Origin of the sequence: Ferrovibrio sp. (assembly GCF_965278975.1) — a bacterium.
In the GTDB taxonomy this organism is placed as follows: Bacteria; Pseudomonadota; Alphaproteobacteria; order Ferrovibrionales; family Ferrovibrionaceae; genus Ferrovibrio.
This window is the reverse complement of sequence record NZ_OZ257126.1, coordinates 172186-187443: the sequence shown is the minus strand read 5'-3', so window position 1 is coordinate 187443 and position 15258 is coordinate 172186. Positions and strand designations below refer to the sequence as shown.

Annotated in this window: 13 protein-coding genes and 2 tRNA genes; 8 read left to right on the top strand and 7 right to left on the bottom strand. The window is 63.0% G+C overall.

Annotation, left to right across the window (positions count from 1 at the left end; genetic code table 11):
- The first annotated feature begins 12 nt into the window (after positions 1-12).
- On the top strand, positions 13-711 hold the full coding sequence (locus ACQY7X_RS00880; protein WP_428247950.1) for an ArsR/SmtB family transcription factor: 699 nt from the start codon (positions 13-15) through the stop codon (positions 709-711).
- 3 nt (positions 712-714) lie between these two features.
- Here the strand turns inward: ACQY7X_RS00880 and dapB are convergent, their stop codons facing one another.
- The 3 genes from dapB to dnaK form a co-directional block, all read right to left on the bottom strand.
- Positions 715-1536 (bottom strand): 4-hydroxy-tetrahydrodipicolinate reductase, encoded by an 822-nt coding sequence (dapB, locus tag ACQY7X_RS00875; RefSeq protein WP_428247949.1) that lies wholly within the window; start codon positions 1534-1536, stop codon positions 715-717.
- 52 nt (positions 1537-1588) lie between these two features.
- Positions 1589-2758, bottom strand: coding sequence for a molecular chaperone DnaJ (dnaJ, locus tag ACQY7X_RS00870; protein WP_428247948.1), 1170 nt, complete (start codon positions 2756-2758; stop codon positions 1589-1591).
- 73 nt (positions 2759-2831) lie between these two features.
- Positions 2832-4760, bottom strand: a complete 1929-nt coding sequence (gene dnaK / locus ACQY7X_RS00865) for a molecular chaperone DnaK (RefSeq protein WP_428247947.1) — start codon at positions 4758-4760, stop codon at positions 2832-2834.
- A gap of 302 nt (positions 4761-5062) precedes the next feature.
- On the opposite strand from dnaK, the gene rarD reads away from it, so the two are divergent.
- From rarD to ACQY7X_RS00850, 3 genes are all read left to right on the top strand, one after another.
- Complete coding sequence (gene rarD / locus ACQY7X_RS00860; RefSeq protein ID WP_428247946.1) at positions 5063-5965, top strand: EamA family transporter RarD; 903 nt, start codon at positions 5063-5065, stop codon at positions 5963-5965.
- Between the two features lie 113 nt (positions 5966-6078).
- Positions 6079-6798 (top strand): bifunctional nicotinamidase/pyrazinamidase, encoded by a 720-nt coding sequence (pncA, locus tag ACQY7X_RS00855; RefSeq protein WP_428247945.1) that lies wholly within the window; start codon positions 6079-6081, stop codon positions 6796-6798.
- A 27-nt stretch (positions 6799-6825) separates the two neighbouring features.
- Complete coding sequence (locus ACQY7X_RS00850; protein WP_428247944.1) at positions 6826-7449, top strand: alpha-ketoglutarate-dependent dioxygenase AlkB family protein; 624 nt, start codon at positions 6826-6828, stop codon at positions 7447-7449.
- Here the strand turns inward: ACQY7X_RS00850 and ACQY7X_RS00845 are convergent.
- From ACQY7X_RS00845 to ACQY7X_RS00830, 4 genes are all read right to left on the bottom strand, one after another.
- Positions 7412-8629 (bottom strand): ATP-binding protein, encoded by a 1218-nt coding sequence (locus ACQY7X_RS00845; RefSeq protein ID WP_428250096.1) that lies wholly within the window; start codon positions 8627-8629, stop codon positions 7412-7414. The two genes, ACQY7X_RS00850 and ACQY7X_RS00845, sit on opposite strands and share 38 nt — an antisense overlap.
- Positions 8630-8707: 78 nt before the next feature.
- Positions 8708-9328 carry a nucleotide exchange factor GrpE gene (grpE, locus tag ACQY7X_RS00840; protein ID WP_428247943.1) on the bottom strand — a complete coding sequence of 207 codons (621 nt, stop codon included), beginning with the start codon at positions 9326-9328 and terminating at the stop codon, positions 8708-8710.
- Between the two features lie 108 nt (positions 9329-9436).
- Entirely contained in the window at positions 9437-10489 is a 1053-nt protein-coding gene (gene hrcA, locus ACQY7X_RS00835; RefSeq protein WP_428247942.1) for a heat-inducible transcriptional repressor HrcA, read from the bottom strand.
- Positions 10490-10595: 106 nt separating this feature from the next.
- Positions 10596-10670 (bottom strand) — tRNA-Gly (locus ACQY7X_RS00830).
- Between the two features lie 275 nt (positions 10671-10945).
- Here ACQY7X_RS00830 and ACQY7X_RS00825 point away from each other — a divergent pair.
- The 4 genes from ACQY7X_RS00825 to ACQY7X_RS00810 all read left to right on the top strand — a co-directional run bounded on the left by ACQY7X_RS00825 (position 10946) and on the right by ACQY7X_RS00810 (position 15192).
- Positions 10946-11021 (top strand) — tRNA-Glu (locus ACQY7X_RS00825).
- Positions 11022-11328: 307 nt separating this feature from the next.
- Positions 11329-12492 carry a hypothetical protein gene (locus ACQY7X_RS00820; RefSeq protein WP_428247941.1) on the top strand — a complete coding sequence of 388 codons (1164 nt, stop codon included), beginning with the start codon at positions 11329-11331 and terminating at the stop codon, positions 12490-12492.
- A gap of 212 nt (positions 12493-12704) precedes the next feature.
- Positions 12705-14369, top strand: coding sequence for a methyl-accepting chemotaxis protein (locus ACQY7X_RS00815; protein WP_428247940.1), 1665 nt, complete (start codon positions 12705-12707; stop codon positions 14367-14369).
- A gap of 91 nt (positions 14370-14460) precedes the next feature.
- On the top strand, positions 14461-15192 hold the full coding sequence (locus tag ACQY7X_RS00810) for a hypothetical protein (RefSeq protein WP_428247939.1): 732 nt from the start codon (positions 14461-14463) through the stop codon (positions 15190-15192).
- The last annotated feature ends 66 nt before the right edge of the window (positions 15193-15258 follow it).

Below are 15258 nucleotides of genomic sequence, written 5' to 3'. Positions count from 1 at the left end.
TATTATCGAAGTATGACTGCAGATCATCAGAGCGGCCCCAGCCTGGCCGAAATTGCGGCCCTGATCGGCGACCCAGCCCGCGCCAACATGCTGGCGGCTCTGATGGCCGGCCAGGCGCTCACCGCCAGCGAACTGGCGCTGATTGCCGGCATCGCGCCGTCCACCGCCTCCAGCCATTTGAGCAAGTTGCAGGCCGGCGGCCTGCTGGCCCAGGAGGCCCAGGGGCGGCACCGGTATTTTCGCCTCAATGGCCCGCTGGTGGCCCAGGCGCTGGAAGCGATCATGGCGGTGGCGGGCGCCGCGCCGAAGCCGAAGCGGCTGCCCGGCCCGCGCGATGCCGACATGCGCCGCGCCCGCACCTGCTACGACCATATCGCCGGCGAACTGGGTGTGAAGCTGACCGATGCCCTGGTGGCGCGCGGCTGCATCGAGCGGGCAGACCAGGATTTCATCCTCACCACCCAGGGCCGGGATTTCTTCGGTCAACTCGGCATCGACCTGGCGGGTCTCAAGGCGGCGCGGCGCGGTTTGGCGCGGGTCTGCCTGGATTGGAGCGAACGGCGGCCGCACATGGCCGGCGCGCTCGGCGCAGCATTGGCCCGCCATTGCCTGGAAGCCGGCTGGGTGGCGCAGGCGAAAGGCGCCCGCACCCTCAGCGTCACCCGCGCCGGCAAGGCAGCGTTTGAGAAATATTTCGCGATTGCGGCGTGAGGCTTACGCCTGCTTGAGACCCAGCACGTCGTTCATGTTGTAGAGGCCCGGCGCGCGGCCGCGCGACCACAGGGCGCAGCGCACCGCGCCACGGGCGAAGATGCTGCGGTCGGTGGCCTTGTGGGTCAGTTCCAGGCGCTCGTTATCGGCGGCGAAGATCACCGTATGCTCGCCGGCCACATTGCCGCCGCGCAATGCCGCGAAACCAATGGCGCCGGCCTGGCGCGCGCCGGTGATGCCGTCGCGGCCTGAATCGGTCACATCCTTCAGGGTCACGCCACGGCCCGCTGCCGCCGCCTCGCCGAACATGATCGCGGTGCCCGACGGCGCATCCACCTTCATGCGGTGATGCATCTCCACGATCTCGATATCCCAGTCATCGCCGAGCGAAGCCGCCACCTGGCGCACCAGGCCGGCCAGCAGATTGACGCCGAGGCTCATATTGAAGCTCTGCACCACGCAGCAATGCCGTGCCGCCTTGCGCAGCGCATCGAAATGCTGGTCCTCAAGGCCGGTCATGCCGACGATATAGGCGGTCTTGGCCTGGGCGGCGAGGGCGGCATGGCTGGCCAGCACGGCCGGCGAACTGAAATCGATCACAGCGTCGGCTTCGGCGAACAGCCGCGCCGCATCGCCCTCGATGGCCGTGCCGGTGACGGCGAGGCCGGCCAGCGGCCCGGGATCCTTGCCGACCAGTTCCGAGCCAGGGCGTTCGGTGCCGCCGGCAAGTACCGCGCCCGGCGTTGCCGCCACGATGCGCAGGATCGCCTGGCCCATGCGGCCGCCGATGCCGATAATGCCGATGCGGGTGTCGTCGGAACTCATGTAGGCCTCCCGGAAACTGCTGCCCCCGGTGTGGCAGACGCCGAGGGTGCCGTCAATCGCCCTTGCCGCCGAGCATTTCCTTGACGCGGGCGAAGAAGCCGGCGCTTTCCGGGCTGGTGCTTTCGGCGTCGATGGCGGCGAATTCCTCCAGCAGCTCGCGCTGGCGCTTGGAGAGTTTCACCGGGGTTTCGACATTGACCTGGATGTAGAGGTCGCCGAAGCCGCTGCCGCGGCCCTGCTGCGGCAGGCCGGGCATGCCCTTGCCGCGCAGGCGGAACTGCTTGCCGGTCTGGGTGCCATCCGGGATCGTGATGCGGGCCTTGCCGCCGTCCAGTGTCGGCACTTCGACAACGCCGCCGAGCGCGGCGGTGGCCATCGAGATCGGCACCCGGCATTGCAGATGCTGGCCCTCGCGGCGGAAAATGCGATGCGCCGCCACGGAGATGAAAACGTAGAGATCGCCTGGCGAGCCGCCGCGCAGGCCGGCTTCGCCTTCGCCGGAAAGCCGGATGCGGTTGCCTTCATCCACACCCGGCGGGATATCGACGGAGAGCGTCTTTTCCTTGTGCACGCGACCGGCGCCACCGCAGATCTTGCAGGGGCGCTCGATCACCTTGCCGGCGCCGCCGCAGCTCGGGCAGCCGCGCTCGATGGTGAAGAAGCCCTGCGCGGTGCGGATCTTGCCGAAGCCCTTGCAGGTCGGGCAGCTGATCGGCTGCGCGCCGGCCTCGGCGCCGGAACCGTCGCAGGCCTCGCAGGCAATCGAGGTCGGCACGCGGATCTGCACCGTCTTGCCGAGGAAGGCGTCTTCCAGGCTGATTTCGAGATTGTAGCGCAGGTCGGAGCCGCGATTGGCGTTGCCGCCACCGCCGCCGCGCCGCCCGCCGCCCATGATGTCGCCGAACAGGTCGTCGAAAATATCGGAGAACGAGCCGCCGAAATCGAAGCCGCCGCCCGCGCTGCCGGGGCCTCGCGGCCCGCCCATACCGCCCTCGAAGGCGGCGTGGCCATACTGATCGTAAGCCGCGCGTTTCTGGTCGTCCTTCAGCACGTCATAGGCTTCGTTCAATTCCTTGAACTTCTGCTCGGCGCTGGCATCGTTCGGATTGCGGTCCGGGTGATACTGCATGGCGAGCTTGCGGAACGCGCGCTTCAGCTCGTCCGCATCGGCAGTGCCGCGCGGCACGCCCAGCACATCGTAGTAATCGCGTTTCGTCGCCATTCTTTGCAGCCCCGCCCGACGCGGAACCGGGCGCCCTTATCTCTGGGCGCCCGGTCCGTCGGTCATTCCCGACTTACTTCTTTTTCTTATCGTCTTTCACTTCCTCGAATTCGGCGTCGACAACGCCGTCATCGGGCTTCTTGGCGTCGGCGCCGGCACCGGCTTCGCCGCCAGGCGCCGCCGCATCGGCCGCGCCCTGTTCCTTGTAGAGCGCCTCGCCGAGTTTCATGGCGATCTGGCTCAGCTGCTGCGCCTTGGCCTTGATGCCATCGGCGTCATTGGCCTCGATCGACTTGCGCAGATCGGCGATGGCGGCTTCGACTTCGGCCTTGTCGCCGGCCGGTGCCTTGTCGCCGAGATCGACGAGCGTTTTCTCGGTGGCATGGATCAGCGACTCGGCCTGATTCTTGGCCTCGGCCGCCTCGCGCCGCTTCTTGTCTTCCGAAGCATGCTCCTCGGCGTCGCGCACCATCTTCTTGATGTCGTCTTCCGACAGACCACCCGAAGCCTGGATGCGGATCTGCTGCTCCTTGCCGGTGCCCTTGTCCTTGGCCGAGACATGCACGATGCCGTTGGCGTCGATATCGAAGGTCACTTCGATCTGCGGCACGCCGCGCGGCGCCGGCGGAATCCCCATCAGGTCGAACTGGCCGAGGATCTTGTTGTCCGCCGCCATCTCGCGCTCGCCCTGGAACACCCGGATCGTCACGGCGTTCTGGTTGTCCTCGGCAGTGGAGAAGACCTGGCTCTTCTTGGTCGGGATGGTGGTGTTGCGGTCGATCAGCTTGGTGAACACGCCGCCCAGCGTCTCGATACCCAGCGACAGCGGGGTGACGTCGAGCAGCAGCACGTCCTTCACGTCGCCCTGCAGCACGCCGGCCTGGATGGCGGCGCCAATGGCAACCACTTCATCCGGGTTGACGCCCTTGTGCGGCTCGCGGCCGAACAGCTGCTTCACGACCTCAATCACCTTCGGCATGCGGGTCATGCCGCCCACCAGCACCACCTCGTCGATGTCGCCGGCGGAAAGGCCCGCATCCTTCAGCGCCTTCTTGCAGGGCTCGATGGAGCGCTGGATCAGGTCGTCAACCAAAGCTTCAAGTTTCGCGCGGGTCAGCTTCAGCACCAGGTGCTTCGGGCCGGACTGGTCGGCGGTGATGAAGGGCAGGTTGATTTCGGTCTGCTGCGAGGATGATAGCTCGATCTTCGCCTTTTCGGCCGCTTCCTTCAGGCGCTGCAACGCCAGGCGGTCATTGCGCAGGTCGATGCCGTTTTCCTTCTTGAACTCGTCGGCCAGGTATTCCACGACGCGCAGGTCGAAGTCCTCGCCGCCGAGGAAGGTGTCACCATTGGTCGAGCGCACTTCGAACACGCCGTCGCCAATTTCCAGGATCGAGACGTCGAAGGTGCCGCCGCCCAAGTCATAGACCGCGATCTTCTTGCCGTCGGCCTGCTTGTCGAGGCCATAGGCCAGCGCAGCGGCAGTCGGCTCGTTGATGATGCGCAGCACTTCAAGGCCGGCGATGCGGCCGGCATCCTTGGTGGCCTGACGCTGGGCGTCGTTGAAATAGGCCGGCACGGTGATGACCGCCTGGGTCACCTTGTCGCCAAGGAAGGCTTCCGCCGTTTCCTTCATCTTCTGCAGCACGAAGGCCGAAACCTGGCTCGGGCTGTACTTCTTGCCATCGGCTTCCACCCAGGCATCGCCGTTATCGCCGGCAACCACCTTGTAGGGCACCATCTTGGTGAACTTCTGCGAAGCCTCGTCGCGGATGCCGCGGCCGATCAGGCGCTTCACCGAGAACAAGGTGTTTTCCGGGTTGGTGACCGCCTGGCGCTTGGCCGGCTGGCCGATCAGGCGCTCGCCATCCTTGGTGAAGGCAACCATCGACGGCGTGGTGCGCGCACCTTCCGCGTTCTCCACCACCTTCGGGCTCTTGCCATCCATGATGGCGATGCAGGAATTGGTCGTTCCCAGGTCGATGCCGATAACTTTGGCCATACTCAATCTCCTTAATTCAGGCAGTCCGGAGCAGCCTCCTTAGCGTTCGAGCGCCGGGCCGGACCCCTTGTCTGTTTGCACTTGTGACCGGTATGTAAGTGGGGACCCTGGGTCCCGCAACGCCCCAGGACAAAAAAAACGCGAAGTCTGGCCGAGTCTTGGCCGTATCGGCGGGGCCTTTCGGCCCTGCGCTGCAAAGCCTAGGAAACCCCGTGTCCGCCATTCCCGGCCGCCCGCCATCCGACAGCCCGGTTAAAGCACAGGAAAGCGGCGCGAAACCGGTATCGCCGTCGCCGATATTTATGGGATTTTTATTCGCCACCGTTGCCTACTGTGCCTGGGGCCTGTCGCCGCTGTATTTCCGCATGGCCGGCTTCATGACGCCGCTGGAAATCACCGCGCAGCGAGTGCTGTGGGCCTGCCTGATCTGCCTCGCGCTGCTGGCGGCGATGGGCAAGCTGCCGCTGCTGCTCCAGGCCTTCGCCAACAAGCGCCTGCTGCGCGCCCTGGTAATTACCAGTGCGATGATGCTGCTGAACTGGCTGCTGTTCGTCTATGCCATCGATACCCGGCAGGTGATGTCTGCATCGCTGGGTTACTACATCAACCCGCTGGTGGCGGTGCTGCTTGGCCGCCTGGTATTGAAGGAAGCGGTGAACCCGGTGCAATGGGCAATGCTGGGGCTGGCGGCCATCGGCGTCAGTGTGCTGGCGATTGCCACGGCCAGCACCGGGATCTGGATCTCACTCGCCATCGCCGTCTCCTGGGGCATCTATGCTCTGCTGCGTAAACGTAATCCGGTGGATAGTCTGGTCGGCTTCACGGTGGAAATCCTGCTGCCGCTGCCGTTGATGCTCGGCTTCCTCGCCTGGCATGGCGGCGGTGCGCTGGGGCCGGCCTGGAATGCTTTGCTGCAGGCCGATCTGCTGCCGGTATTGCTGCTGCTGTTCGCCGGCATGATCACCGCTATCCCGCTGGTGGCTTTCGGCGCCGGGCAGAGCCGCCTCACCATGGCCAGCATGGGCCTGATGCAATACATCTCGCCGACCCTGCAATTCCTGCTCGCCACGCTGCTATGGGGTGAAGTATTCACCACCAGCCACGCCATCGCCTTCGCCTGCATCTGGGTGGCGGTCGGCGTGTTCAGCTTCGAGAATTGGCGCCGGGCGCGCCGGGCAGCGGCGGCTGCCCAGGGCGCGGGCTGAAGCGGCGCGAAATCGGGCAGGCGCCGCCTAAATTGTTTGCATACAAATAGTTTTTGACAAAGCCGATCCCCGTGCTTTGATCATGGCAGTGCAAACAAACGGGGAGTGCTGCCATGCAACAGGTAAATCGACGCCATCTTCTGCTCGGCCTCGGCGCCACCGCCGCGCTGGCCGGGATCGGCGGCGCCGCGCAAGCGGCAACCAAGGTTTCGGCCGGCTCGCGCAGCGTGCTGATCGTGGTGGATGTGCAGAACTGCTTCATTCCGGGTGGCAGCCTGGCGGTGAAGGAAGGCGATGTGATCGTGCCGCTGATCAACACGCTGGCGAAGAAATTCCAGAATGTGGTGCTGACGCAGGACTGGCATACCGCCGACCATGTCTCGTTCGCCTCGCAGCATGCCGGCAAGAAGCCGTTCGACAGCGTGAAGCTGGGCTACGGCAATCAGGTGCTGTGGCCGGATCATTGCGTGCAGGGCACCGAGGGCGCGGCGCTGGCCAAGGATCTTGCGATTCCGCAGGCGCAACTGGTGATCCGCAAGGGCTATCACAAGAATGTCGACAGCTACTCGGCTTTCTATGAAGCCGATGGCAAGACCTCGACCGGGCTTGGCGGCTATCTCAAGCAGCGCGGCATGAAGCGGGTTTTCGTCGTCGGCCTGGCAACCGACTTCTGTGTCGCCTGGACCGCCATGGATGCGCGCAAGGAAGGTTTCGAGACCTATGTGATCGAGGATGCCTGCCGTGGCATCGATGCCGCCGGTTCGCTGGCCAAGGCCTGGACCGACATGAAGGCCAAGGGCGTGAAGCGTATACAGTCTGCTGATCTCGCATAAAGCTTCGGGCCGTCCTACATTACGGGCATGTTGGACGGCCTGCATTTCCTGCCAGGATACCTTGATGCCGCCGCGCAAGCCGCGCTGGTGAGCGACGTGCAGGCGTTGCTGCGCGAGGCGCCGCCCTATCGCGCGCTGATGCCGAAAAGCGGCCAGCCGATGCGGGTGCGCATGAGCAATGCCGGCGCGCTGGGCTGGTATACCGACCGCGATGGCGGCTACCGCTATATCGCGGCGCATCCCGAAACCGGACGGCCCTGGCCGGTAATTCCTGAAAGCATCCTGGGCATCTGGCGTGGCGTGAGCGGCTACACCGCCGAACCGGAATGTTGCCTGATCAATCTCTACGATGCGGCGGCGCGGATGGGCCTGCACCAGGACCGCGACGAGCAGGATTTCGCCGCCCCGGTGGTGTCGATCTCGCTCGGCGACAGCGCGCTGTTCCGCGTCGGCGGGCAGAACCGCCGCGACCCGACGCGGTCGCTGAAGCTGGCGAGCGGCGATGTGCTGGTGCTGGGCGGGGAGGCGCGGCTGGCCTTCCATGGCATCGACCGCATCCATGCCGGCAGCAGCCGGCTGCTTGCCCCGTATGAGGAGATGGCGTGGGGGCGGATCAACCTGACACTGCGGCGGGTGACCCTGCCGCGTTAAGGCCGATCTGGGCCTCGGTAAGCGGCGGCGGGAATTCCAGCGTCACCATGGTGCCCTGGCCGAGCCGGCTTTGCAGCGTGAAGCTGCCGCGATGCAGTTCCACCAGTGCCTTGACCAGCGGCAGGCCGAGGCCGGTGCCTTCATATTGCCGTGTCAGGTCGTTTTCCACTTGGCCGAAGGGGCTGAGAACCAGCGCGTGATGTTCGGGCGCGATGCCGATGCCATTGTCTGAAACCCAGAGGCGGAAGCCGCCTTGCTCCATCGCCTGGGTGCCGATCTCAATGCAGCCACCCTTGGGCGTGAACTTCACCGCGTTGGATAGCAGGTTCAGCAGCATCTGCCGCAGTGCCTGGGCATCGGCATAGCCTTCCTCCAGCGTGGCATCGAAACGGGTGCTGAAGCTCAGTTCCTGCCGCTCGGCATGGGGCCGCAGCACCCGCATGCAGAGTTCTGCCATTTCCTGCGGGTCGATCATGGCGGGGTGGATGGTCCAGCCGCCGCTCTCGATCTTGGCCATGTCTAGGATGTTGTTGATCAGGCCGAGCAGATGCTGGCCGCTGGCCAGGATGTCCTGCACATATTCCGAATAGCGCGGCGAGGTGAGCGGGCCGAACAGGCGGTCGCGCATCACCTCGGCGAAGCCGATGATGGCATTGAGCGGCGTGCGCAGTTCGTGGCTCATGGTGGCGAGGAAACGTGTCTTGGCGCGCGAGGCTTCCTCGGCGGCGGCGCGGGCGCGCTCCAGCGAGCGGTTGCGTCGTTCGCTGCGGGCACGGCTGAGCTGCAGCAGCGACAGCGCGGTGCCGACGCCGTGATACATCCCGTTGCTGGTGACGATGAAGCCGCGCAGCAGGGCGGAGGGATGCTCATCGGCGATCAGCGCCTCCAGCCGGTCGATGCCGAGATGCGCTTCCACGGTCAGCGGCTCGCGGTCCATCAGCGCGCTTACCGGCTTCTTGGCATAGAGTGCACGGCCGTAATCGCGCGAGAGATGAGTGATCAGGTCATAGCGGTTGATCAGGCCGAGCGGGCGGCCCTGTTCGCTCACCACCGCCAGCGCGCCAAGATCGGGATCGGCGGCAAACAGCCGGTCGACATCCTCGCAGCGCATGCCCGGCGGTACCGGTATGCGGGGGCTGGCGGCACCGCCTATGGTTTCGAGCAGATCGCCATCATTCATATGCACGGAAGGCCTCATGGATCTTGAGGCCTTGTTATCGCCGCCTAACGTGACGGCGCCGTGACACTGAAGGCGGGATTATGCCTTGGTATCGACGCTACCGGCGGTGGTGGAGTCCGGCTGCGGCCCGCCCTTGGTGACGCCGACCATGGCGGCGCGCAGCAGGCGGCCATGCTGCACATAGCCGGCGGCAATCACCTGGAACACGGTGCCCGCCGGCAGGTTCGGGTTTTCCACCTCGAACATCGCCTGATGTAGGTTGGGATCGAAACGCTGGCCCTGCGGGTCGATGCGCTGGATGCCGAAACGCTCGAACACGCTGAGCAGTTCCCGCTCGGTGGCTTCGATGCCGACCAGCAGGTTGTTCAGCGGATCGGTTTTTGCCGCATCGCCTTCCGCCGGCTTCGGTGCGTTCTGCAGCGCGCGGCCGAGATTATCGGCGACTGAGAGGATGTCCTTGGCGAATTTGGCCGAGGCGAATTTCACCGCATCGTCGCGCTCGCGCTCCAGGCGGCGGCGCAGATTCTCGGTTTCCGCTGCCATGCGCAGCAACCGGTCCTTCAATTCGGCGCTTTCCGCCTGGGCCTTGGCGAGATCGGCGGCGAGCAGGGCGGCATCGCCGGCAGCGGTCGGCTCGGTATTGATGGCGGAGTCGAAATGGACGCTGTCGTGGGCGGTCTGGGTCGGCTGGGTGGTCATGTTACATCTCTATTGGCTGCGGCCCTGCATATACGGGCGGGGGCGGCAAATTTCAACCAAGCGGCTGCGCCGGGTGCACTCAACCCGGCGGCGGCTGCCGCGCGTGTCTCAACCGATCAGGCGGCCCACCACCTGGGCGGTGAAATCCACCATCGGCACCAGGCGGGCATAATTCATGCGGGTGGGGCCGATCACGCCAATGGCGCCGACGATGCGCTGCTGCTGGTTCTGCAGCGGCGCCACGATCAGCGAACAGCCGGCCTGGCGGAACAGGGTATTTTCCGAGCCGATGAAGATGCGCACGCCCTCGCTGCCATGGGTGAGGTCGATCAGGCGCAGCATTTCCTCGGTGTTTTCCAGCTCTTCCATCAGCGAGCGGATGCGTTCCAGGTCGGCCATCGCCGCCACGTCGTCGAGCAGGTTGGCGGAACCGCGCACGATCAGCGTGCCGCCGGTATTGCGGCCCTGCAGCGACGGCTCGCCGCCCCATACCGCCAGGCCGGCCTCTACTACCTTGGAGGTGAGCTGGTCCAGCTCGGCGCGCCGGGTGGTGAGTTCACTCAGCACCTCTTCGCGCGCCAGATCGATGGTGCGGCCCTTGAGGCGGCGGGAGAGGAACTGCGCGGCCTCGGCCAGGGCCGCCTGGCTCATGCCGAGCGGCATCTCGATCATGCGGTTTTCGACCTGGCCATTCTCGCTCACCAGCACCACCAGGGCCTGGCCCGGGCCTACGGGGACGAATTCCACCTGGCGCAAAGGCGCATCCACCTTCGGCGCCACCACCAGGCCGGCATGGCCAGAGAGCCCGGAAAGCGCGGCGGTGGCTTCGGTCAGCACTTCCTGGAAGCCGCGGCCCGAGGCGGCGCAGCGATTCTCGATCGCCGAGCGTTCATCGCGGGTGAGGTCGCCGACCTGGAGCAGGCCATCGACGAACAGCCGCAGGCCGCTCTCGGTCGGCAGCCGGCCGGCCGAGGTATGGGGCGCGAACAGCAGCCCGGCATCCTCCAGGTCGGCCATGGTGTTGCGGATACTGGCCGGCGACAGCTTGAGGTCGAGCTTCTTGGACAGCAGGCGCGAGCCGACCGGCTCGCCGGTCGCCATATAGGTTTCTACCACGAGGCGCAGAATCTCGCGGTTGCGCTGGCCGATTTCCTTGATCATGCGGGAAGAATGGGGATTGCCCGGGCGAGCGTCAACCGCGCCACGCCGCAGACAGCACAAAGCCCGGCGCCGACGCGCAGAAAGCCCTGAATTTCCGGAGAGAAAATGGAGCGGGCGATGAGATTCGAACTCACGACCCCAACCTTGGCAAGGTTGTGCTCTACCCCTGAGCTACGCCCGCTCGGACGGCCCCGCGACCCGCACCCATCAGGGGGCGCCGCGTTGCAGGGGCGGACTATACTCAGCCGTTTTGCCATTGCAAGCGTCTGCCGGAAAAAATGCATGGCGGAAAAGCGCCGAAGCCGGAAGGGCTTGGGCGAAAACCGGGGCGTCGGCCGGAAAGCCCTTGCACCCCCGGCCCGGCTCTAGTATCAGAGGGCCGCCTCGCGCAGCCCCCGGCCATGCCGGCGCCGCGCAGACCCGGCATGGCGATGCCTTCAGTGGCCGCGCCCCCAGGTCCCCATCGTCTAGAGGCCCAGGACGACGCCCTCTCACGGCGTAAACCGGGGTTCGAATCCCCGTGGGGACGCCATTTTCCAAAATATAGCCTGCCCGGCAGCATGATTGCCTCTGGCAGCATCGCGTTCCGATCCGGCCAGAAGTCCGGTCCGGGCTGTTCCGAGCATACTGGTTGAGGCCGGAAGCGCATCGTGATCCGCGCGGGAAACCATTCCACAGGTTGCTGAATCTGGGCATCACTGAATATTTATTGCCAGAAGTATTTCCTATAGATTGTAAATTCAGATAATGACCGTGTCCGATTGGTATTTTCAGCGGACGTGGCGCGTCGAAATATTGGGTTGGGTCCTGGCGGCACATGATGCCTGGGGAGAGGGTTGTTGCTCAAGATGTGGTTCAGGAAGAGCGTCCGTTGGGTTGGCGCTCTGGCGTCGGTTGCGGCAGCAACGTATCTGATTTTTGTCTCGGGGTTGTTCATCGGCCTGCAGCCTTTCGGCCAGGGTGTACTTGACGAGATCGCCTGGCCGCTGCGCGAAGTGAAGCGCAGCGTCATCGGGCGCGACCCACTGCTGCCTACCCGGCAATACAAGGTCGCCACCCGCGATGAACTGCTGTTCGATGAAGCGGTCGGCCCGCTCTTCGAAGGCCCGCGGCTGGCACGTCCCAATCTGCTGTCGGTGCTGCCGCGTGATGTCAGTCCGAAGAATAGTGCCGCGCCGCTGGACGAGGTATTCCTGGAGTCCAATCGCGGCCGTTTGGGGGGCAGCCTGCAATCCTATACCGTGCGCCGGCTCGACAATGCCTATCTGCATATTTTCGACTTCGGCTGGACCCGGGTGCATTTTCTTGCCAAGCGCGCCGAGATCCGCAATTGCGCTTCGCTGATTGTGCCTGGCAGCGGCACCGACCTGGCTTCGCAGATATTGCTTGGCGAAGGCTACCATGGCGATCTGTTCGCGCAGGTGCCGTGCACCACGCTGGTCTATGTGAAGCCGAATCATGATACGCGCCAGATCGTCTATAAGGATCATCGCGTCAATTTCGACTATCTCTACACATCGCTGATCGGGATCAACAGCATCTATTCCTACTGGTATATCGAGGAATTGATCGAGACCGCGCTGTATCTCAAGACGGTGTCCGATGCGGTGCTGGTGGTTGGCCTGTCGCAGGGTGGCGGAGCGGCGATGATTGTCGGCGCGGTGGCCAATCTGGCGGTGACGGCGGTGCTGTCTGGTTATTACGTTCCTGATGGCGGCCAGTTCGGCAATTTCCACCAGATACTGATTCCCAGCATGACCAGCTTTTTGCAGCCGGAAGAGATCGGCAAGTATTTCCGGCAGGGCCAGCTCATCCTGACTTACGGCAAGCAGGATCTGCCAGTCTATCGCCTGGCGGAGACCCAGGATGAAGCCTGTTCACGCCTGATGGCGGCGGAAGCGCGGGTAACCTGCGTGTTTCATGATTCCGGGCACACCTACCCCAACAACCTGCGGCCATTGCTGCAGCGGGCACTGGACCAGTACCGCGCGGAAAAGCGCTGACGGCCCTGAAGGGGGAGACTCGGGCAGAGATATGTCTGAGCCTGTACTCATCCCTGTGGCGAAATAAACAAAGATAAACGTGGCTCGGCAACTAATATGTTGATATTAATCAAGTAAATACTACCAAATGACAGCATGCCGCCATCAGATACGCTTTAGCTTTGCCTTAAGAACCCTTGGCGGCTGGACTGGATAAAAGATGGGGGTGAGGGATGTTTGGTCTGTTTGCGAACAAGGCGGAAGAACTCGCCGCCGCAAGATTCGAGGCCATCAACCGCTCTCAGGGCATGATCGAGTTCGATCTCGATGGCACCATCCTTTTTGCCAACGAGAATTTCCTCAAATCGATGGGCTACACCCTGGCTGAAGTGCAGGGCAAGCATCACAGCATTTTCGTCACCCCGGACTACAAGGCGAGCCCCGAGTATCGCGGCTTCTGGGAGAAGCTGCGGCGCGGCGAATACGATACCGGGCAATATCTGCGGCTTGGCAAGGGCGGCAAGGAAATCTGGATTCAGGCCAGCTACAATCCGATCTTCGACAAGCAGGGCAGGCCGGTGCGGGTGGTGAAGATCGCCGCCGATATAACCGAGCAGAAGCAGCGCGCCGCTGATTTCGAAGGCCAGCTTTCGGCAATCAGCAAATCGCAGGGCATGATCAGCTTCACCCTGGATGGCATCGTGCTGGATGCCAACGAGGCTTTCCTCGCCGTGCTCGGCTATAGCCTGGAAGAGGCGCGCGGCAAGCATCACCGCCTGTTCGTCGAGCCGGCCTATGCCGAGAGTCAGGCCTATCGGGATTTCTGGGCTAAGCTGCATCGCGGCGAATATGATGCCGGACAATACCGCCGCGTCGGCAAGGGCGGCAAGGAGGTCTGGATTCAAGCCACCTATAATCCGATCCTCGATGCTTCCGGCCGGCCCTATAAGGTGGTGAAATTCGCCACTGATGTGACCGCGCAGGTGAAGGCAGCGCAATTGATGCGCCAGGCGGTGGACAAGGTGGTGGCTGCTGCCCGCGCCAACGACCTGACTCAGCGGATCGATCTTGTGGAGTTGAAGGGCGATATCCGCGAACTCTGCCAGGGCATCAACGAATTGCTCGACTCCACCGGTGACGTGATCAAGTCCCTGAAAGTTGCCTCGGTGGCCATTGCCACAGCCACGGATGAGATTTCATCGGGCAGCCGTGACATGTCAGCGCGCACCGAAAGCCAGGCTGCCAGCATCGAGCAGACAGCAGCCTCGATGCACCAGATCACCGCCACGGTGAAGCAGAATGCCGATAATGCCCAGGCCGCCAACCAGCTCAGCCAGGCGGCACGCGATACCGGCGAGCGCGGCGGCGCTGTGGTGAATGATGCGGTGGCGGCGGTCAGCCGGATCGAGGAAAGCGCGCGCAAGATTTCCGATATCGTCGGCCTGATCGACGAGATCGCGTTCCAGACCAACCTGCTGGCGCTGAACGCCTCGGTCGAGGCGGCGCGCGCCGGCGAGGCCGGCAAGGGTTTCGCTGTCGTGGCGCAGGAAGTGCGGGCGCTGGCACAGCGGTCGGCCAGTGCGTCGAAGGACATCAAGGCGCTGATCTCGGAATCAAATGCCCAGGTGAAGACCGGTGCCGAACTGGTCGGCCGCACCGGCTCCGCGTTGCATGAAATCCTCAGCGCCATCAAGAAGGTGAGCGATATTGTGGCGGAAATCTCGGCCGCCAGCCTGGAACAATCCAATGGTCTGGAGCAGGTGAATACCGCTGTCACCAGCATGGACGAACTGACCCAGCGCAATGGCGCCCTGATCGAGGAGAGTGCAGCCTCGGCCCAGGCGCTCGCAGATCAGGCCGCCAAGCTGGCCCATCTGGTGCAGAGCTACCGTGTCTGAAATGGCCGACTAGGTCTTTCATTTTCTATAATTAGGATTCCAGCCTTATGTTTGGGTATATTTTTCTGTGTCATTGCCATGGAGATAAATCGTGCAGTGGCTTTTAGGATTTGTTGCGGGTTTTGGCGTTGCAGGTGGCATTGCCGCTTGGGCGTCAACAACTTGTTGTGCATTGGTCGGTGATCCTGTGCGTTCACCAATAATCAAATGGCTTTTTGATTGGCAATCTGCGTGGAGTGGTTTCTCCGCTGGCTTCCTTGCATTGTTTGCAGCGCTCTTGACGATTAGACAAACGAGAAAAAGTGCACGGGAGCAAATTGATCAAGCAAAAGAAGAAGTGAATGTACTAAAGGCGGTTGCAGATGAGGAGCGCGCACGTCATCGGCGAGAGGTGGCTGGAGCGATTTGGGCTATTTTGCATCAGATACGCATGGTAATTGGTCGTATGCAACGCGAACTGCAAATTACTAGGGTAACATATACAACAATGCTGCCAATCAAACGCATCGATACCAGTTTATATCAATCAATAGGAACAAATTTAGGAACTCTGCCTCCGGAGTTGAGTGCTGCTGTGGCGCGGAGTTTTGGTCATGTTTTCGCAATTAACGAGAGAGTGGAGAAGTTGTTAGGGCACAGCCCGCAAGCTCAATGTTCCATCGATTATCCAACCTCTCTCGCACATGAGTTCGGTGCTTGCCTTACGGATATTGATTTTGCATTGAATAGATTGGAAATTTTGGCAAAGAATCAAGGTGAAGAATTCACTTTCCCTCGAGCTCCTGGTCAAGCAATCGAAAATGACGAGAACTCGCATTCATAAATTTAGTCGCTGTTTTCTCAAACCTTCAAGGTAGTATTTAACGGTGGTAGCTTCATAGGGGGCTAT

What these genes read in the sequence shown, in the direction of transcription:
- ACQY7X_RS00880 (WP_428247950.1), top strand. Translation starts at nt 13, where the DNA reads ATGACTGCAGATCATCAGAGCGGCCCCAGCCTGGCCGAAATTGCGGCC.
- dapB (WP_428247949.1), bottom strand. Translation starts at nt 1,536, where the DNA reads ATGAGTTCCGACGACACCCGCATCGGCATTATCGGCATCGGCGGCCGC.
- dnaJ (WP_428247948.1), bottom strand. Translation starts at nt 2,758, where the DNA reads ATGGCGACGAAACGCGATTACTACGATGTGCTGGGCGTGCCGCGCGGC.
- dnaK (WP_428247947.1), bottom strand. Translation starts at nt 4,760, where the DNA reads ATGGCCAAAGTTATCGGCATCGACCTGGGAACGACCAATTCCTGCATC.
- rarD (WP_428247946.1), top strand. Translation starts at nt 5,063, where the DNA reads ATGGGATTTTTATTCGCCACCGTTGCCTACTGTGCCTGGGGCCTGTCG.
- pncA (WP_428247945.1), top strand. Translation starts at nt 6,079, where the DNA reads ATGCAACAGGTAAATCGACGCCATCTTCTGCTCGGCCTCGGCGCCACC.
- ACQY7X_RS00850 (WP_428247944.1), top strand. Translation starts at nt 6,826, where the DNA reads ATGTTGGACGGCCTGCATTTCCTGCCAGGATACCTTGATGCCGCCGCG.
- ACQY7X_RS00845 (WP_428250096.1), bottom strand. Translation starts at nt 8,629, where the DNA reads ATGAATGATGGCGATCTGCTCGAAACCATAGGCGGTGCCGCCAGCCCC.
- grpE (WP_428247943.1), bottom strand. Translation starts at nt 9,328, where the DNA reads ATGACCACCCAGCCGACCCAGACCGCCCACGACAGCGTCCATTTCGAC.
- hrcA (WP_428247942.1), bottom strand. Translation starts at nt 10,489, where the DNA reads ATGATCAAGGAAATCGGCCAGCGCAACCGCGAGATTCTGCGCCTCGTG.
- ACQY7X_RS00815 (WP_428247940.1), top strand. Translation starts at nt 12,705, where the DNA reads ATGTTTGGTCTGTTTGCGAACAAGGCGGAAGAACTCGCCGCCGCAAGA.